This window comes from Pusillimonas sp. T2 (assembly GCF_002236805.1).
Taxonomy (GTDB): Bacteria; Pseudomonadota; Gammaproteobacteria; order Burkholderiales; family Burkholderiaceae_B; genus Neopusillimonas.
This window is the reverse complement of the sequence record NZ_NIQA01000002.1, coordinates 43,022-61,164: the sequence shown is the minus strand read 5'-3', so window position 1 is coordinate 61,164 and position 18,143 is coordinate 43,022. Positions and strand designations below refer to the sequence as shown.

At 55.8% G+C, this 18,143-nt stretch carries 18 protein-coding genes; 12 read left to right on the top strand and 6 right to left on the bottom strand.

Going from position 1 to position 18,143, the window contains the following annotated elements:
• The first annotated feature begins 94 nt into the window (after positions 1 to 94).
• The 4 genes from pth (at position 95) to PuT2_RS03430 (ending at position 3,658) form a co-directional block, all read left to right on the top strand.
• Positions 95 to 691, top strand: a complete 597-nt coding sequence (gene pth, locus PuT2_RS03445; protein WP_093970050.1) for an aminoacyl-tRNA hydrolase — start codon at positions 95 to 97, stop codon at positions 689 to 691.
• Positions 684 to 1,457 (top strand): type II CAAX prenyl endopeptidase Rce1 family protein, encoded by a 774-nt coding sequence (locus tag PuT2_RS03440; protein ID WP_093969647.1) that lies wholly within the window; start codon positions 684 to 686, stop codon positions 1,455 to 1,457. Before pth ends, PuT2_RS03440 begins: the two co-directional genes overlap by 8 nt.
• Before the next feature lie 35 nt (positions 1,458 to 1,492).
• On the top strand, positions 1,493 to 2,584 hold the full coding sequence (ychF, locus tag PuT2_RS03435; RefSeq protein WP_093969646.1) for a redox-regulated ATPase YchF: 1,092 nt from the start codon (positions 1,493 to 1,495) through the stop codon (positions 2,582 to 2,584).
• 192 nt (positions 2,585 to 2,776) lie between these two features.
• A complete protein-coding gene (locus PuT2_RS03430) occupies positions 2,777 to 3,658 on the top strand; it encodes a lipid A biosynthesis lauroyl acyltransferase (RefSeq protein WP_093969645.1) in 882 nt (293 codons plus the stop codon).
• Positions 3,659 to 3,661: 3 nt separating this feature from the next.
• On the opposite strand, the gene PuT2_RS03425 is transcribed toward PuT2_RS03430, so the two are convergent.
• Positions 3,662 to 5,209: a 3'-5' exonuclease family protein gene (locus PuT2_RS03425; protein WP_254046925.1), complete on the bottom strand. Its 1,548-nt coding sequence runs from the start codon at positions 5,207 to 5,209 to the stop codon at positions 3,662 to 3,664.
• A 110-nt stretch (positions 5,210 to 5,319) separates the two neighbouring features.
• Between PuT2_RS03425 and dctP the strand changes: the two genes are divergently transcribed.
• From dctP to PuT2_RS03410, 3 genes are read left to right on the top strand one after another with little or no spacing between them, the layout of a single operon-like run.
• On the top strand, positions 5,320 to 6,291 hold the full coding sequence (gene dctP / locus PuT2_RS03420) for a TRAP transporter substrate-binding protein DctP (RefSeq protein WP_093969644.1): 972 nt from the start codon (positions 5,320 to 5,322) through the stop codon (positions 6,289 to 6,291).
• Between the two features lie 30 nt (positions 6,292 to 6,321).
• The gene (locus PuT2_RS03415) at positions 6,322 to 6,831 is read left to right on the top strand and encodes a TRAP transporter small permease (RefSeq protein WP_093969643.1); all 510 of its coding nucleotides are present in this window, start codon (positions 6,322 to 6,324) and stop codon (positions 6,829 to 6,831) included.
• A gap of 12 nt (positions 6,832 to 6,843) precedes the next feature.
• Complete coding sequence (locus PuT2_RS03410) at positions 6,844 to 8,163, top strand: TRAP transporter large permease subunit (RefSeq protein ID WP_093969642.1); 1,320 nt, start codon at positions 6,844 to 6,846, stop codon at positions 8,161 to 8,163.
• 16 nt (positions 8,164 to 8,179) lie between these two features.
• Here PuT2_RS03410 and PuT2_RS03405 read toward each other — a convergent pair whose 3' ends face one another.
• Positions 8,180 to 8,713, bottom strand: coding sequence for a 2,4'-dihydroxyacetophenone dioxygenase family protein (locus tag PuT2_RS03405; protein WP_093969641.1), 534 nt, complete (start codon positions 8,711 to 8,713; stop codon positions 8,180 to 8,182).
• Positions 8,714 to 8,870: 157 nt separating this feature from the next.
• On the opposite strand from PuT2_RS03405, the gene PuT2_RS03400 reads away from it, so the two are divergent.
• Both PuT2_RS03400 and PuT2_RS03395 read left to right on the top strand, forming a co-directional pair.
• Positions 8,871 to 9,839, top strand: a complete 969-nt coding sequence (locus PuT2_RS03400) for a helix-turn-helix domain-containing protein (RefSeq protein WP_158214002.1) — start codon at positions 8,871 to 8,873, stop codon at positions 9,837 to 9,839.
• A gap of 25 nt (positions 9,840 to 9,864) precedes the next feature.
• Positions 9,865 to 10,797 carry a complex I NDUFA9 subunit family protein gene (locus PuT2_RS03395; protein ID WP_093969639.1) on the top strand — a complete coding sequence of 311 codons (933 nt, stop codon included), beginning with the start codon at positions 9,865 to 9,867 and terminating at the stop codon, positions 10,795 to 10,797.
• A gap of 5 nt (positions 10,798 to 10,802) precedes the next feature.
• Here the strand turns inward: PuT2_RS03395 and PuT2_RS03390 are convergent, their stop codons facing one another.
• The gene (locus PuT2_RS03390; protein WP_093969638.1) at positions 10,803 to 12,080 is read right to left on the bottom strand and encodes a bifunctional O-acetylhomoserine aminocarboxypropyltransferase/cysteine synthase; all 1,278 of its coding nucleotides are present in this window, start codon (positions 12,078 to 12,080) and stop codon (positions 10,803 to 10,805) included.
• 201 nt (positions 12,081 to 12,281) lie between these two features.
• Between PuT2_RS03390 and PuT2_RS03385 the strand changes: the two genes are divergently transcribed.
• Both PuT2_RS03385 and PuT2_RS03380 read left to right on the top strand, forming a co-directional pair.
• Positions 12,282 to 14,882: an AsmA family protein gene (locus PuT2_RS03385; protein WP_093969637.1), complete on the top strand. Its 2,601-nt coding sequence runs from the start codon at positions 12,282 to 12,284 to the stop codon at positions 14,880 to 14,882.
• Positions 14,879 to 15,268: an MOSC N-terminal beta barrel domain-containing protein gene (locus PuT2_RS03380; protein ID WP_093969636.1), complete on the top strand. Its 390-nt coding sequence runs from the start codon at positions 14,879 to 14,881 to the stop codon at positions 15,266 to 15,268. Before PuT2_RS03385 ends, PuT2_RS03380 begins: the two co-directional genes overlap by 4 nt.
• Positions 15,269 to 15,312: 44 nt before the next feature.
• Here the strand turns inward: PuT2_RS03380 and PuT2_RS03375 are convergent, their stop codons facing one another.
• The 3 genes from PuT2_RS03375 to rsmD form a co-directional block, all read right to left on the bottom strand.
• The gene (locus PuT2_RS03375; protein WP_233575031.1) at positions 15,313 to 15,675 is read right to left on the bottom strand and encodes a YfhL family 4Fe-4S dicluster ferredoxin; all 363 of its coding nucleotides are present in this window, start codon (positions 15,673 to 15,675) and stop codon (positions 15,313 to 15,315) included.
• Entirely contained in the window at positions 15,597 to 16,127 is a 531-nt protein-coding gene (gene coaD / locus PuT2_RS03370) for a pantetheine-phosphate adenylyltransferase (protein ID WP_093969634.1), read from the bottom strand. Before coaD ends, PuT2_RS03375 begins: the two co-directional genes overlap by 79 nt.
• Positions 16,128 to 16,223: 96 nt before the next feature.
• Entirely contained in the window at positions 16,224 to 16,805 is a 582-nt protein-coding gene (rsmD, locus tag PuT2_RS03365; RefSeq protein ID WP_093969633.1) for a 16S rRNA (guanine(966)-N(2))-methyltransferase RsmD, read from the bottom strand.
• 62 nt (positions 16,806 to 16,867) lie between these two features.
• On the opposite strand from rsmD, the gene ftsY reads away from it, so the two are divergent.
• Positions 16,868 to 18,124, top strand: a complete 1,257-nt coding sequence (gene ftsY, locus PuT2_RS03360; RefSeq protein WP_093969632.1) for a signal recognition particle-docking protein FtsY — start codon at positions 16,868 to 16,870, stop codon at positions 18,122 to 18,124.
• The last annotated feature ends 19 nt before the right edge of the window (positions 18,125 to 18,143 follow it).

Genomic DNA, 18,143 nt, shown 5'->3' with positions numbered 1-18,143 from the left:
GTGTGCGTAGTCACCGGGTGCAAAAAAACCCCTGACGGTTGTCCGCCAGGGGTTTTGTTTTACGATAGCCCCTTTATACTTTTTGTTGGCAGCAATGAAGCCTCCGATTCGCCTGATTATCGGCCTGGGTAACCCCGGAGCCGAATACGAGAAAACGCGTCATAACGCCGGTTTCTGGTTGGCCGACCAACTGGCCGATGATTTTCGTGCCAGTTTTACACTCGAGAAAGCTTTCTTTGCCTGGGTGGCCAAGGCGAGGGTGGCGGGTGAGCAGGTTATCGTAGCCAAGCCAACCACCTTCATGAACCGCTCCGGGCAGGCTGCCGGTGCACTTATGCGGTTTTATAAACTTACTCCTCCCGAAGTGCTGGTCTTGCACGACGAGCTCGATCTGATGCCGGGCAGTGTCAAGCTTAAGCAGGGTGGTGGGCATGCCGGCCATAATGGCCTGCGCGATATCCAGGCTGTCTTTGGTAGTGCCGATTTCTGGCGCTTGCGTATTGGTATCGGTCACCCGCGCACATTGGGTTTGGCGCAGCAGGTCGCGGCGTTTGTGCTTAATGCGCCGCGTCGCGAAGAGCTCGATCAAATCGAGCAATCGCTAGAACGTTGTCGTGCCGTCATGCCGGCGCTCCTCGAAGGTCGATATCCGCAAGCCATGAACCAATTGCACGAGGCCAACAGTGGCTAGGCCATCTGTCGCAGACGGTTGGCCTGATTTCGGCACCGAATTCCGTGACTTTGTGCGTTTTGTGCGCCGTCCCGATTTCGGTCGACTGCCTGGGCGTCACGCCCGTGACGGCTGGGTCGAAGACTGGTTTCCAAGTTTGCGTATCGGACGACTGTTTCAGTGGGCCGGTTTGTTGTGGTTGTTAAACATGTTGGTGCTCGGGCCAATTGCCGTCGCTGCCGCTGGTTTAGGGGGTGCCGAGCACCGTCTTCGGCTCGACAGCATTCCGTGGCTTCAAGCCGTGTTGTGGGCACCCCTGGTCGAAGAGCTGGTGTTTCGTTACGGGCTGCGCCGCCTTTGGCAGTTGTGGTGGCTATTGCCCGCCGCATTGTGTGCCTTGTTTGTCGGGCCGCAAGCGTTAACCATCGCCTTGGTTGCACTGGTGTTGCTGGCCGCTTGGTGGCCGGTTAACGCGCGTGCCACAGCCCGGTTTTCAGCCGGGATGTGGCATCGTCGAAAAAAGTATCGCGCTGTATTTTTCTGGGTTATTCATTTGTCTTGCCTGGCATTTGCCGCGATTCATCTGGGTAATTTTTCGTACAACGCAACACCCTTATGGGTCATGCCCATGTTGGTTTTGCCACAGTGGCTGACCGGCCTGGTTTTGGCCTGGATCCGCGTACGCCGTGGGTTTGGGGCAGCGGTTGCGCTACATGCCATATTCAATGCAGGTCCGCTCCTCGTGATATGGCTGATCTTGTCGTCGGTCTCGGGGCAGCCAAGTTAAAATAGCCCTTTTATTGTTCAAATTTCAGGATACTCATGGCTTTGCAATGTGGCATCGTTGGTTTGCCCAACGTTGGTAAATCTACTCTTTTCAATGCGCTCACCAAAGCAGGCATTGCCGCCGAGAACTACCCGTTCTGCACCATCGAGCCCAACGTCGGCGTGGTCGAAGTGCCCGATCCACGTCTCGATGCTTTGGCCGAAATCGTCAAGCCCGAACGCGTGTTGCCGGCTGTCGTCGAGTTCGTAGACATTGCGGGTTTGGTGGCCGGGGCATCTAAGGGCGAGGGGTTGGGTAATCAGTTCTTGGCCAACATCCGCGAAACCGATGCCATTGTGCACGTCGTGCGCTGTTTCGAAGACGAAAACGTCATTCACGTTGCAGGGCGCGTCGACCCAATTTCCGACATCGAAGTCATCAACACTGAATTGGCGCTTGCCGACCTGACGGCTGCCGAAAAGGCGTTGCTGCGTCACCAGAAAACGGCGCGTGCAGGCGACAAAGAAGCCATCAAAATGGTGGCCCTGCTTGAAAAGGTTATTCCGGCGCTTAACGAAGCCCGACCCATCCGGTCTTTGGGTCTCGATGCCGACGACCTGGCTTTGCTTAAGCCTCTGTGTTTTATTACGGCCAAGCCCAGCATGTACGTTGCCAACGTTATCGAAAGCGGGTTCGAAAACAACCCGCACCTGGCAGCCGTGCAAGAGTACGCCAAGGCCGAAAACGCGCCCGTTGTGGCCGTATGTGCTGCTGTCGAAGCCGAAATCGCCGACCTCGACGATGAAGACCGCAACGTGTTTTTGGCCGACATGGGTATGGACGAGCCCGGCCTGAACCGCGTGATTCGCGCCGGTTTCCGGTTGCTGGGTTTGCAAACTTACTTCACCGCCGGTGTCAAAGAAGTCCGCGCCTGGACGATCCATATTGGCGATACCGCGCCGCAAGCCGCCGGTGTCATTCACACTGACTTCGAGCGCGGCTTTATTCGTGCCCAAACCATTGCCTATGAAGACTATATCGCCCACAAGGGCGAGCAAGGCGCCAAAGAAGCCGGCAAAATGCGGGCCGAAGGCAAAGAGTATGTGGTCAAAGACGGGGATGTGTTGAACTTCTTGTTCAACGTCTGAACCGGAGTTAAATTTTCACGAATTTGCTTAGATAAGCATAGTCCCGTAAGAGTAAGATCTTACGGGACTTTTTTTCTGATATTACGCATGGGTGGGCCTACGCTATGCAGCGATGACACATTCATCCTGTATCCTGTCAGGTCATACTTCACCCGGGATAAACCACCCGGTATACCTTCCTGAGCACCCGTCTTGAGTGAAAAAATCCAGCACGTACTTATTTCCGGCCTGTTGCGGCTGCTAGCCAGCCTGCCCTACCGATGGGTCGCAAGAACGGGGCACGCTCTGGGCTCCCTGCTTTACCGCCTCCCCGGAAAACGCAAACGCATCCTGCAAACCAATCTTCGGCTGTGCTTTCCGGAAAAAAGCGAACAGGAACTGGATACTTTGGGAAGGGCGACTTTCCAGCACGTGATTCGCAGCTACCTTGAGCGCGGCGTGCAATGGTATGGCAGGGGACAGACGCTGCTTGACCTGAGCACACTGGAAAGCGCCATTGAACTGGCGGACAGTTACGAACAACCCACAATTTTTCTGGGCTTTCATTTTGCCGCGATTGAAGCCGGCTGTATGTATTACTCCATCTTGCACGGCGTGGCTTCGCTGTACACGCCTATGTCAAACAAGGCGATGGAAACAATTGCCTATACGCAACGATCGCGGTTTGGAACTGTGATGCTACCCCGCAGTGCCAGTGCCCGCCAAACCCTGAGCGTTTTGAAAACAGGCAAGCCTATTATGCTTGCCGCCGATATGGATTTTGGCCTGCGAGACTCGGTATTTGTTCCCTTCTTTGGCATTCAAACCTGCACCCTGACGGCGGTTTCCCGTCTGGCCAAGATCAGCGGTGCCCGCGTGGTCCCGTTTGTGACCGAGGTGCGGCCCGATTACCAGGGCTATGCACTGAAAATCTTTGAACCCTTGCAAAACTACCCCAGCGGGGACGACAAAGCCGACGCGATAACCACCAATCAGTTTCTTGAAGAACAAATCAGACGGATACCAGAACAATACTATTGGGTGCATCGCAGGTTTAAGCGACGCCCTGACGCTGAGCCTTCCGTTTACTTGTAAGCACTAGAAGCTTCGGCCTCGGTTGCTAACTTGTTCATTCATGTTCTCAAGAAATGTTGCGGCGTCAGCTAGTTCAGATTCGAATGCAGCTGGCAAGCGCTGCATTTTCGCTTGGTGCTTGATCAAAATCCGGTAGGTGTCGCGGTCAAAGCCTGGTCGGCCGTTGCTCAGGCAGGCCCGTAGTTCTTCGTCAGAGCGGGCTGTGCCTAAATGACACCAGCCGTCAATGACATGAACCGCATTGCCTTCCCGCAAAATGGCAGGCCCTTCAAAGGGCCAGGACTTAACCCGCAAGCCAGCCAGGGCATCCAATAGCCGCACATAATGCTGCGAGGCCGACTCTTCGCCGCAACACGCGCCGCGGCAGCGCTTTAGCTGTCGGGCAAAGCAGGGTTTGCCTTCAGCGCCTTTTTCAAGGCCCAGCACCACGGGGCACAGGCCGGCTTCTTTAACAATAGCGTTCAATGTTTTTTTTGCTTCGGCGCCCGAGTTGAACAGTCCGAATAAGTTGGGCTGGTGCCCTCGGTCAAGATCTCGGCCGTACACCAGGCGGGGCGCGTGCTGATCAAAGCTTTCGGCGGGTACCAGCCACGAGCATAGTTCCCGGTTGCGTCGCAATTGCCGGTTGAGTGTAGGTTGTAGCGTTTTGACCAGCCGTGCTTCGGTAATGAGGGCATCAATCTCGCCAGCGCATTCCTGCCATTCAATATGGCGGGCTTGCTGCGACAAGGTCAGCTCTTTGGCGATGGCATGGTCGGCGGAAAAGTGCGACAACACACGCTGACGTAGCCGGTTGGCCTTGCCCACGTAAATGGGCAAGTCGTTTTCGCCATAGAACAGGTAAACGCCATGACGGTCGGGAGTGCTGTCGATCAGATCGGGGTCGATATGACTGGGTAGTGCCGGACGAGACAGCAAGGCTTTGCGCACAGACTCCAGGTGGTCAGTCGCAAACTGTGCTTCGGTCAGGCGCCAGAAATCAAAAATGGCTTGTGCATCGCCCAAGGCACGGTGGCGCTGGCTAACTTTAAGTCCATGACGTTCGATGAGGACGTCGAGACTGTGTTTGTGGTGCTCTGGGAACAGGCGACGCGAATACTTTACTGTGCAAAGCACCGGGGCCCGAAAATCAATGCCGACGCGGCGAAATTCGTTTTTTAAAAATGCGTAGTCAAAGCGTGCATTGTGAGCAATGAAAACGTGGCCTTGTAGTCGGGCCGCCAGGTCGTGGGCGATGTCTGCAAAACGCGGTGCGTCGCCAACCATGAGGTTGTCGATGCCCGTTATCGACGTGATTAAATCCGGAATACGGGTTTCGGGGTTGACCAGTTGCGACCATGTAGTGGTGTCAACACCGTCCCATGTAATCACGGCAACCTCTGTTACCCGATCTCGGGTTGCAGTTGCACCGGTTGTTTCAATGTCGACAAAAGCAAGGGGGCGGTCAGGGGCAGGCATATCACTCGCAGTCAGTGTGCACACATGATAGCGGGTGATGTTGCCACAAACGGTATTTTTGCCCGAATTTAACGTGACAATGTTTTGCAACAAGACAGTCCGCCTGACTTTTCACTTCATGGGGCAACCCCTAGTGTTCATTTGTCCCGCAGTGTGCAAGACTTGAGAAAACACTCAAAGTCGTCAAGACACAGGAGACAACCATGAAGCTACTCAACAAGCTTGCGGCCGCTTTGGCTGTAGGTATGCTGTTCAGCGCGGCCCCTGCCGCGGCTCAAGAAGTCACGCTACGCGCGGTTACTGCATTCCAGCCCGGGTCTACCGTGGCGCGACCCTTCGAACGCTTCGTTGAGAAAGTCAATGCCGAGGGTAAAGGCCTCGTAAAAATTAACCTTATTGGTGGGCCTTCCGCTATTCCACCCTTTGAAATCGGCAACGCGGTTTCTGCCGGTGTGGTCGATATGGCGTTCGTGACGACTGCGTTTTATTCCAACCTTCTGCCCGAGGGCGATGCCCTCAAGTTGTCAGACTACACCATGCAAGAGCTGCGTAAAAACGGCGGTTGGGAACTGATCAACGAGCTGCACAATAAAAAAATGAATACCTGGTACCTAGCGCGTACCGGCGACGGTGTTCCGTTCCATTTGTATGTCAACAAGCCCGTCACCAAGGCAGATCTGTCTGGCTTAACGCTGCGGGTTACGCCGGTTTACCGCGCCTTCTTCGAGGCGCTTAATGGCAACAGTATCCAAACCCCACCCTCCGAGGTCTACACAACGCTTGAACGTGGTGTGGCCGATGGCTACGGCTGGCCTATCCAGGGCATTCTCGACCTGGGTTGGCACGAAGTTACCAAAGCGCGCGTCGACCCGGGCTTTTATAACGTCGACGTCAACGTTCTGCTTAATCTCGACAAATGGAAGAGCTTGAACGACGAGCAGCGTGCCTTTCTCAACAAGATGGCCGAATGGCTCGAGTCGACCAACGCCGAAAACGCGGCTATTAACGCCGAAGAGGTCAAGAAGCAGGCCGCTGCAGGCATGAAGGTTTACACGCTTGAAGGCGCCGAGCGCGAGAAGTGGCTGAACACTGCCCGCGAAGCCGGGTGGGCGCAGGTGACAAAGGTTGCCCCTGACTCCGCCGCGCGCCTGCGCGAAAAGCTCAGTAAAAACTAATCGCGTTTCAACGTAAAAAACAAAACCTATATGTCGTCTCAGCACATTGTTGGCCAGGCCTATAACGCAGTGGTTACAGGTCTGGCCATTATTTCGGGTGCCATTTTTGGTTTGATGGCGGTGTTTATTGGCGCCGATGTCTTAATGCGCAACGTCACCGGTGCCGGCCTGGCTTGGGTCATCGAACTCATGGAATATGCCATCTATGTGGCTACGGTGTTTGCTGCGCCCTGGGTGTTACGCGAAGGGGCGCACGTCAGTGTCGACATTATCACTTCGACCTTGCCCAGAGGCGCGGCGCGTTGGGTGGGGGTGGTTGCGGCGCTACTGGGCAGTGTCATTTGTTTTATTGTTTTCTACTACAGTGCACTGGCGACCTGGCGTGCCTTCGAGCGCGGTAGCCTGGTGTACAAATCGTTCACGGTACCCGAGTGGCTCGTGACCTTTTTCGTGCCTTTTGGCATGTTCTTCATGGTCATCGAGTTTTTATTGTTGGTCAAAGCCCGGCTTGGCCGGAATGCTGTCACCGATTCCCGCTAACCGGACTGCACTATGGATTGGACCTCTGCTTTAGCTTTGCTTGTCGGTGCGCTGGCGTTTTTTCTGTTGTTGGGCTTGCCGGTTGCCGTAACCTTTTTTGGTGTCAACGTTATTGGCGCCATTGTGTTTTTAAATGGTGAAATTGGCTTGGTGCAAATGACACGCAATGTCGTCACAGCCATTACCAATTACAACCTCGCGCCCATTCCTTTGTTCATTTTAATGGGCGAAATTCTCCTGCATTCGGGTATGGCGTTCAAGGCCATCGACGCCATCGAGCGCCTGATCACGCGCGTGCCAGGTCGCATGGCTGTGGTGTCTGTTGTGGCGGGTACAGTGTTTTCCACGTTGTCGGGCTCTACCATTGCGAACACCGCCATGCTGGGGCGTTCGTTGATGCCCGAAATGCTGCGGCGCGGCTATCACCCCACGCTTTCTATGGGGCCGATTATGGCCACGGGTGCTATAGCCATGCTTATTCCACCGTCGGCACTGGCCGTACTGGTGGGTAGTCTGGCGGGCATATCTATTTCGCGATTGCTCATGGCCGGCATCATTCCTGCCCTGATCATGGCCGTTTTGTTCTTTGGCTATATCGTCGTGCGCGCCAAAATGCGGCCGCAAGATGCCCCCGCCGACGAACCGGTGCAACGCACCATGGCCGAGCGATGGATGCCGTTCCTTATTCACGTTGTACCGCTGTCGGGTATTTTGGTGGTTGTGGTGGGCTCGCTGCTGGCCGGTATTGCTACACCAACCGAGTCAGCAGCGCTGGGTGTAATAGCTTCGTTTGTGGCCGCGGCCTGCTATCGCTGCCTTAACCTTAAGGTCATCAAAGACACCCTGTCTGAAACGGCTAAAACCAGCACCATGATTCTGTTCATCATCATGGCGTCAACCACGTTCAGTCAAATTTTGGCGTTTTCGGGGGCCACCAGTGGCATGGTCAGCCTGATTACCAGTGCCGGGGCCGACCCGTTCACTGTCGTGCTCATGATGATGCTGATTTTGCTGGTGTTGGGGTGCTTCATTGATCAGGTCAGCATGGTCATGATTACCGTACCTCTGTTCATCCCGGTAGCTAACGCGTTGGGTATCGACCTGGTCTGGTTAGGGGTTATTTATCTCATCACCATGGAGATGGGCTTTTTAACGCCGCCGTTTGGCCTGTTGTTGTTCGTCATGAAGGGCATTGCGCCGCCCGAAGTAGGTATTACAACGGTGTACAAGGCCGCCATGCCTTTTATCATCATCGAAATGGGCGTATTGCTGGCGGTCTTGTTTTTCCCCGAAATTGGGCTTTGGTTGCCCAGCTTAATACAAAAAGGCTAGGCAACCCGGCTGGGTTTTAACGGTACAGGCTTTCGACATAGTCGGCACCAATGCCGACTTTCTCGTAGTGGGCCTTACACATCGCAATGTAGTCGTGCACGTCAAAGTGCCCGGTCGAATTGCCTTCTTCATCCAGCCAAATCAGTGGCCCTTTCACAATAAAGAACACACGCATTGGGTCTTCGTGTTCGTGAGCAACCAGGGTATGGCTTTCGCCGGGGGTTTCGTATACAAAGTCGCCGGCACGGGCCACCCAGTCATGCTCCAGGTAGCTCCATTGCCCCGAAATGGTGTAGGCAAACACTTCGTGCGGATGGTAATGGCGGTTAATCAGCCCCGGTGCGTCGGCACGTAATATATCTGCCCACTTGTTTTCCGAGGGTGAAATCCAGAGCGGGCGCGAAGACACTGTTTCGCTGAACGGGACGTAATAGCGCATGTCGTCTGTCGGGGCGTTCTGGATGTACGCTTCGGGTTTTGCATCTGGCTTGAAAACGTCTTTGATGGGGGGGATGGAACGCCAGAATTCGTTGCCGCCGAGTTTGCTCATAAAAGTCTCCTGTGTTGTAAGTTATGGATGAGGGTCCAAAGACATTCTAGCCATGGGTGTCCCGCTTTGGCTTTCGTCATTGCGACGAGGTGTTTTCTTGTACCGGACAACAAGGTATGCTGATGTCCAGTTCGCGATATTTTTTCAGGCAGATGCCATGGATACCGCTTTTGTTCCTGTTTCTCATGCCAGTACCGAAGCCGTTCCGCTCGATCAACGCATTGAGTACTGGGAAGCCCACAACGCGGCCGAGTTAGTGGGGTTGCGTTGCTCCGACTACAGCCCGGCGGGCTTGTTTGTGGGCGAACGCAATTTCGATTTGGGCGTCTTGCGCCTTAGTGATATTCGTGGCGCCGAGCACGTCATCGAGCGCCCGCGTCAAATGATTAAAACGCATCCTAAAGATGCCCTGTTTGCCAGTGTATTGCTCGATGGCGCCGCATTCTTTTATCAGTCGGGCGCCTGTATTACGTTAAAGCCGGGCGATGTCGTGGTGTATCCCACGGTTAGTCCGTATTTGTTCGGGTTTTCGCAGCCTGGTACACGGCAAATTCTGGTCGATATCAGCTTCGATGAAGGTGGCGCAGCTGGGCTGTTTAAACGCCCCGCCGAGCCGCTCAAAATCGACGCGCAACGTTCGCGATTGTCCGGGGTCAGTCAGTCATTGCGCACGACCCTGGCGGGTTTTGTGCAGCAGCCCTTGGCCGGGCAGGCGCAGCAAGTGGCGCAACGCATTCAGTTCTTGTTGGGCCAGTTAATGGGGGTGCCGCCGTGCGATGCGCAGGTTGATTCATCCGCAGCGCGTTTCCACAAAGCCGAAGCCTTCATATTGCAGAATCTATGTGATCCGCAACTGGATGCGGCAGCGGTTGCCGCACATTTGCATATGTCGGTGCGTACACTCAACCGCGTTTTTTTGGCGCACGACACTACCGTTGCCCAATTGATCTGGTCGTTACGGTTGCAACTGGCGTGTACGCAATTGCAGGCTAATCCGGCCGCCGGCATTGGGCAGGTGGCGTTGGGCTGCGGGTTCAGCACCCAGGCGCATTTCGCCAGCAGCTTTAAGTCGGCATTTGGCATGACGCCCTCCGAGTATCGGCGTCAGTTTTCGGTTGAATCGTAATTTTTAAACGGCGAGGGCCTTTTGTATGCGTGTCTTGGTGACTGGGGGTACAGGTTTCATTGGGCAGCATCTGGTGGCGCGGCTGGTTGCCGAAGGTCACGAGGTCGTTGTCCCCACGCGTCGTTATGCGCATGGCCGTGACTTACTGCCCATGCCAACCGTCAATGTGCTGCAGGCCGACATCTACGATGATGCCGTCCTGGGGCGTCTGGTGTCTGGTTGCGACGCTGCGGTTAATTTGGTGGGTATCTTGCACAGCCGCCGCGGTCAGCCTTATGGCCCCGACTTTCGTCGTGCGCATGTCGATTTGCCTGAAAAAATTGCAAAGGCTTGCATGGCCGCTCGCGTGCGCCATTTTGTGCACGTCAGCGCGCTCGGAGCCAGTTCCTCTGGCACCAGCGGGTACGCCCGCTCGAAAGCAGATGGCGAAAAGGTCATCCGTGACGCTTATACAGGTCAGTCTGATCTTTATTTCAGTATCTTGCAGCCTTCGGTCGTGTTTGGTCCCGAAGACCAGTTCATGAATTTGTTTGCACGGTTGGCGCGTTGTATGCCGGTGTTGGCATTGGCTGGGGCGCATGCCAGGCTTCAACCGGTGTATGTCGGTGATGTCGTCAAAGCGGTTTTGGCTTGCCTTACCCACCCCAAGTGTCGTAACAATACATACGAGCTGGGTGGGCCGCAGGCCTACACCCTGGCCGAACTGGTGGGTTTTGCCGCGCGTTGGTCGGGGCATCCCAGGCCGGTGGTTTCGCTGCCTTGGGCTGTGGGCTATTTGCAGGCAAGTCTGTTCGAGTGTTTGCCCGGGCAGCCCATCATGTCGCGCGACAACCTCGATTCGCTTAAAGCCGACAATGTACTTCGGGCGCCATTGGCGCCCGAGCTGGGGGTTGTGCCTACGCCGCTCGAAGCTGTGGTGCCCGGTTACCTGGGCACACAGCGGCGACGTTGGGCGTAACGGGTTTAGGCCTTGCTGGCGTCAAGGGCCTGAGCAATGTCGGCCAAAATGTCGTCGATGTGTTCGATACCAATCGACAACCTGATCATGTCGGTGCTGACGCCCGCCGACTTCAGCTCTTGCTCGTTCAATTGACGATGCGTTGTCGAGGCCGGGTGGCACGCCAACGATTTGGCGTCGCCAATGTTGACCAAGCGCAGCACCAGTTTAAGGGCGTCAATAAACCGCGCGCCAGCTTCGCTGCCGCCCTTGATGCCAAACGACATAATGCTGGCGGGTTTGCCGCCAAAATATTTTTTGGCCAGGTCGTGCTCGGGGTGGTCGGGCAGGCCGCCGTACTGCACCCAAGATACCTGCGGATGATTTTTCAAGAACTCCGCAACCTTCTGGGCGTTCTCGACGTGGCGCTCCATGCGCAACGTTAGTGTTTCGATGCCTTGCAGAATCAGGAAGGCGTTAAAGGGCGAGAGCGCTGCGCCGGTGTTTCGTAGAGGCACAACCCGGCAGCGGCCAATAAACGCGGCGGGGCCGAAGGCTTCGGTGTAAACCACGCCGTGATACGACGGATCTGGCTCGTTCAGCATCGGGAAGCGGTCTTTGTGCTCGGCCCAGGGGAACTTGCCCGAGTCGACAACGCACCCTGCAATGGTGGTGCCGTGCCCACCCATGTATTTGGTTAGCGCATGGACAACAATGTCGGCGCCGTACTCGATAGGCCGGCATAGCGCCGGCGAGGCCACTGTATTGTCAACAATAAGCGGCACGCCGTGGCGGTGCGCCGCATCGGCTAAAGCCTGAAGGTCGACGATGTTACCAGCGGGGTTACCGATGGTTTCACAAAATACCGCCTTGGTCTTATCGTCGATTAATGCTTCGAGTGCGGCAATATCGTTGTGCGGCGCAAACTTTACCGTAATGCCCTGGCGCGGGAATGTATGCGCAAACAGGTTGTATGTACCGCCATACAGCTTGCTGACCGAAACGATGTTGTCGCCTGCTTGGGCAATGGTTTGTATGGCATAGGTTACCGCGGCCATACCCGACGCCAGCGCCAAGGCAGCGACGCCGCCTTCCATGGCCGCAACGCGCTCTTCGAGGACCGCGTTGGTGGGATTCATGATGCGGGTGTAAATGTTGCCGGGCACCTTCAGGTCGAACAGGTCGGCACCGTGTTGGGTGCTGTCAAAGGCGTAAGACGTGGTCTGATAGATAGGGACGGCGACCGATTTTGTGGTTGGGTCGGGGCTGTAGCCAGCGTGAATGGCCAGAGTTTCAAGTTTCATGTGTGCTTGTCTCGTGGTTGGATGTTGAAAATAGTTCTTTTAGACGGCCAAGCATATCAAAACATTGGTAATGCTTGGGCCTACGCGGCAAAATTCCGCCATTGAGCTGGCCTAGCGTGAAATACGGTTGGACTTGGGTTAGCATTGAGCGTATTTGTCTATTTGCAGTGTCGGGCCATGCCCGGGTTCCGAAGGCCTTAAATGAAAGTCTGGTTCAAACGTATTGTGGTTGGCGCTGTGGCAGTGTTTATTCTGGCACTGTTAGGGCTGGCTATTTTCCTGCTCACGTTCGACCCCAACGCATACAAAAGCAAAGTTCAGGAACTGGTCTCAGAGCGCTACCAACGCACGCTCGTGATCAATGGCGACATTTCTTTGTCGTTGTTTCCGCGTATTGGGCTCACCGTTCAAGACGTTTCGGTATCCGACCGCAATAGCACCACCGTTTTCGCCTCGGTTCAGCAGGCCCGCGTTGCCGTCGCTATCTGGCCGTTGTTGTCCAATAATCTCGTGGTCGACCACATCACCGTCGAGGGTTTTCGTGCCTGGGTAACGCGCTCGCCGCAGGGCATATTTAATTTTCAGGATCTTATCGACGGGGTCGACAACGCCGCCCCGGCTCTGGCAGTGGTGCCCGCCGTGGCCACCGTCGGGGTGTCGACGCCCTCGGCGACCGACGGCCGTAAAGTTGCCCTCGACCCCCGACTCACGCCCGAAAGTGCGCAATTGCAAATCGATATTGCCGGGCTCGACCTGAAAGACGGCGAAGTCCATTTCAATGATGCCCAAAAAGGCTATATGGGTCGGTTGTTAGGTGTTCAACTCAGCACCGGTCGGGTCACGTTCGATCAACCCTTCGATGTTACGTTGCGCGGGAAACTGGTCGGTGACAATCCGGTCGCCGATGCCAATATTCAGGGTCAGGCATTGCTGCGCCTCGATCCATTAAAAAAACAATATTCGGCACAGAAGCTTAATGTTCAAGTGACGGGCTTACTTGCCAAGCTCCAGGCCCAGTCTATTACATTGCAGGGTAATGTGGCCTACAGTGCCGTCAACAAGCATTTCGACGCCACGGGTTTGTCGGTGGCGTTGCAGGGCAAAGTGCAAGGCCTGACCCCCGAACAGCCTGCGGTCGACGGGTTGCAGGTGTCTCTGACAGCACCGCAACTAAGAGTTGATCCCAGCCGTTCGTTATTGCAGGTTCAACGTCTTGCGGTCAGGGCTTCTGGCAAAATGCCAGCCGAATCCTTCGAAGTTGCTTTCGACGCGCCCGATCTGTCTGTTTCGCCCGAAGCCGCAACCGGCGAGACCGTTGCGGGCACATTAAAGTTGTCCGGCGAATCCGTGGCAGGGCTGGCCTTCGAGATGTCGGGTTTAGGCGGCAACTCGCAAGACCTCAATCTAAAAGAGCTGAAAGTCGACGGCACGGTCAAAAAGGCCGACCGCCTGATTCGCGTCAATTTGTCGTCGCCTGTGCGGTGGCGCGCTGCCGAGCAACTGCTGGGGCTCACAGCCATCAAGGGTGATGTGAAAATCAATGCCGAGGCGTTGGGTGCGGCCGGTTTCGAGTTCCCGCTTATTGGCAGCCTTCAGGCCAATCTTCAGAAGCAAGAGATCAACAGCGACCTGAATGCTGTCTTGAACGGTAACCCGCTAAGTTTTTCGACGCGTGTGGCGGGTTTCGACGCTCCTTCGGTACGACTCAATCTGCAGGCTGACGAACTCGATTTCGACAAGCTTTTCCCTGTGGTGCAGGCCGCGCCAAAAGCAGCCCCAGATGCGGCTGAAACGACAGAGAAGCCGGCATCTGATACGGCAGCGTCACCTGCGGCCGATGCGGCCGCACCGGCCGCTTCCCCCAAGTTGGACTTAAGCGTGCTCGACGCGATCGATCTTGTGGCCAATGCCAAAGTGGGTAAGTTGGTAGGGCGCGGCATCGAAGCCGACGATGTTGTCCTCGATGCCAAAGCACAAAAAGGTCGTCTCGACATCAGCCAGATGTCGGCCAATTTATATGGCGGCACCGCCACCGGCAAATTCAGCGTGACATCAAAAAATGTGTTTGGCGCGCAGCTGAATCTGGCTGGGGTGTCGGTAGGGCCATTGGTGGCGGCTGCCACGGGCCAAGATCGCCTGACCGGCACAGGCACGCTTAAACTCAACCTGACAACCCGCGGCGATACCGTCGATGACTTGCCAGCCGGCCTGGGGGGCTCGGTGCAACTGGCGTTACGCGATGGCGCCGTCAAGGGCTTTAACGTTCAGCAAACACTGGTGCAAATTTCCGAGGCATTAAGCCGTATCAGCAGTGGTCAAATCCCCGATTTAGGTGCGCAGTACGATCTTTCTCGTGAAACTCAGTTCACTTCGCTTGAAGCTAACCTTAATTTTGATAAAGGGGTGGGTACGCTGCGTAAACTGGCCGTCGAGGCCCCGTTGTTGCGCGTTTCGCAAGGGTCGCCTGCGACCATCAACCTAGTTACAAAAACGCTTGATGTCGTCTCGAACGTACGGGTGGTCAACACCGCGCGTGGGCAGGGTGGGCCTGATCTCAGTCAATTGCAGGGGGTCACCGTTCCCGTGCGTGTTCATGGGCCGTTTACCGACATGAAATACGCGGTCGAATGGAAAGAAATTGGTGGCCGCGTTGCCAAGCAATTGCTCGAACGCGGGCTAATGAATCTGCTCGATAAAAAAGCACCGGCCCCGTCAGGGGGCGCTGCGGCGTCATCGGCGCCCAAGCCAGCCGATACGGTCAAAGATCTGGGGAACACACTGAAGGGGTTGTTGGGCCGATGAGCACCATCAATGAATATTATCCGGTGGCCGGATGCGCGCCACTGAACGATGTCGATGCCGCTCCGTATCATTTACGGTGGGCAATTACCGATGATGCCGGCCAAATTTTGCTGGCTGACCAGTGCAAGCTGCTGACCGACATTTCGGTCACGCTCAGTTTCGGATACCTGGTAATGCGCGCGCCCGGCATGCTACGTATGGATATCCCGCTCGATGTCATTGAAGATGACGACAGTGTTGTTCGTCAGGCCCATTTAGGGCAACAGCCAGTCAAGGTTGTCGACGAGGGCGATCTGGCCGCAGCCTGGGTATCTAATTTTTTGGGGCAAAAATCGCGTTTGGTGAAAATTCACCCCGATGCGCTTGCATTGCGCTGGCCCGAATAAGCGTACGTACCCGGTAATTTCTGTATTGAACGACCTGAATCTGGTCAGGCCGGGTCGGCGCTACCCGTCAGTAAACGATAACGGGCCATCAGCTCGTCGTGCGTTTCGTTTTTTTCGGGGTGGATTTCAATGCATTCAACCGGGCACACCACCACGCATTGCGGCTCATCGAAGTGACCGACACATTCGGTGCACTTCGATGGGTCGATTTCGTAGATGTGCTCGCCCATGTAAATGGCCTGGTTAGGGCACTGGGGTTCGCACACATCGCAATTGATGCATTCGTCGGTGATATGCAATGCCATAGCTGCGGCGCTTGGTTGCTGGCTTAAGCCTGTTTTTGTTGTTCGAGTTGCGCTGCGGCTTGTGCCGCTTCGCGATGAGCCGCCGCTTTGGTATGCAGCCAGCGCTCGACAGACGGAAACACAAATTTGCTGACGTCACCGCCCAAAATGGCAATTTCACGCACAATCGTGCCCGAAATAAACTGGTATTGGTCTGAAGGCGTCATGAACAGCGTCTCGACTTCGGGCAGCAAGTGACGATTCATCCCGGCCATCTGAAATTCGTACTCGAAGTCTGAAACGGCGCGTAAGCCCCGCACAATAACTCGGGCATTTTGTTCGCGAACAAAATCTTTGAGCAGACCAGCAAAGCTTTTGACTTCGACGTTTGGATAGTGTCCAAGTACTTCCTGGGCAATTTCAAGGCGTTCGTCGATAGTAAAGAACGGTTTTTTTGCCTGGCTGTGGGCAACGCCAACAACCAGATGGTCGAACAGGCTGGCAGCACGCCGGACCAGATCCTCGTGACCGCGGGTCAGTGGGTCGAATGTTCCGGGGTAGACGGCAGTAATCATAGGGTTCCCGAGAGAGTCAGAAGCGTAGTTTTTAAATGACTGCGACGGTTATTGTATGCATGGCGGGCCGCGATAAGGCCCGATGTCCGGGTTAGTTTAACTCAGTGGTTGTGGTTTTTCTTGCGCCGCAACAATTTTAAGTAGCAGGTAGTGTACAAGGCCGGCCTTTCCTTCGCGCAGTACTGCAAAGGCGGGCGGTGGGGTAACGGGGCCCTCGGCCTCGACATAGACATAACCGTCGGGTGATAGCACTAAAGGAAGCAGCGGCCAGATTTTTTCAAGCCAGCCCTGGTTAAACGGTGGATCGAGTAAAACCAGATCGAATGGGTTGGCCGTGCGCTCGAGTACATGCATGGCATCGCCCGGAAAGACGCGTACGCAGTCGGCTTTGAGTTTGGTGCGCAGGGCGCGAAGGGCGGCAACCGCCTTGGGGTTTTGCTCAACCATTTGCACGTGAGCGGCGCCCCGAGATGCGGCCTCGAAGCCCAGGGCGCCTGTGCCGGCAAAAAGGTCTAGTACGTTTTTGTCTGTGAACTGGCCGGCCCACAAGTGGGTAAGCCAATTAAAAAGCGTTTCGCGAACACGGTCAGGGGTGGGGCGAAGGCCGGGGGCGTCGATGACGGGGATTGGAGTCCGCCGGTATTCACCGCCTACAATACGGACATTGTGTTTTTTCATACTGTGCTGTTTGCTGTTGGCCAGCGCTCGTCTGGCAATTGATATAGGTTAGTGTAAAGCGTATGTTCAGTTTCTTTAAACGAAAAAAATCATCCGACGCCGTAGATCAGGTGACGGCCCCCGAGGCTACTGACGTCGCCGGGCAGACGGGTACGCCCGAGGCAGAGCAGGCGCAGCAAGAGACACGCTTGGTAAGCACCGAGCAGGCGTTGGCCGACGGCGATGCGTTGGCGTCATCATCCCCGACGACTGATGCAACGTCTCAAAGCCTCGGGGCCAGTTCTGACTCATCAAGCGCGAACCCAGCGTCTCAGGCCGGCGTAGAAACGATCGCGGCCCAGCCGGTTACGCTTGAATCAGCCGATGCCCCAAGTCCTGCGTCCCCGCCTGCGGCACCCGCGGCACCCGCCAAAATGTCCTGGATGGCCCGTCTCAAGCAGGGATTGTCGAAAACAGGGCAATCGTTGGGCGGGTTGTTTGTGGGTGTCAAGGTTGATGAGAACCTTTTCGAAGAGCTTGAAACCGCGCTTATTATGGCCGACGCGGGTGTCGAGGCCACTAACAAGTTGTTGACTGCATTGCGCGCCAAAGTGCGAAAAGACCGCTTGACCGATGCCGAGCAGGTTAAAACCGCGTTGCGCGATATATTGGCCGATCATTTGCGCCCGCTCGAAAAGCATTTTCCAATCGATGCCGCCAAGCCTTTGGTGGTGATGATTGCCGGCGTCAATGGCGCGGGTAAAACAACGTCGATTGGCAAGTTGGCGAATACCTTTCAACAACAGGGCAAGAGTGTTTTGCTGGCGGCCGGAGATACCTTTCGCGCGGCCGCACGCGAGCAACTGATTGCCTGGGGTGCGCGCAATAATGTGACTGTCATTTCGCAAGAGGGGGGCGACCCTGCTGCTGTAGCTTTTGATGCCGTCAATGCCGGTCGCGCCCGAGGTGTAGACGTGGTGATGGTCGATACGGCTGGCCGTTTGCCCACCCAATTGCATTTAATGGAAGAGCTCAAGAAGATTCGTCGCGTTATCGGCAAGGCCGATGGCAATGCGCCGCACGAGGTATTGTTGGTGGTTGATGGCAACACGGGTCAAAATGCGATTGCGCAAATTCGTGCCTTTGACGCGGCCGTTAACCTCACAGGCCTGGTCGTGACCAAGCTTGATGGCACCGCCAAGGGCGGCACCTTGGCGGCGGTAGCCGCTGGCAGTCAGGGCGTGCGCCCGGTCCCTGTTTACTGGATTGGGGTTGGCGAAGGGATTGAAGATTTGCAGCCCTTCGTGGCCGCAGAGTTTGCCGCGGCGCTACTCGACTAGCAACGGGCCGATGGGCCCA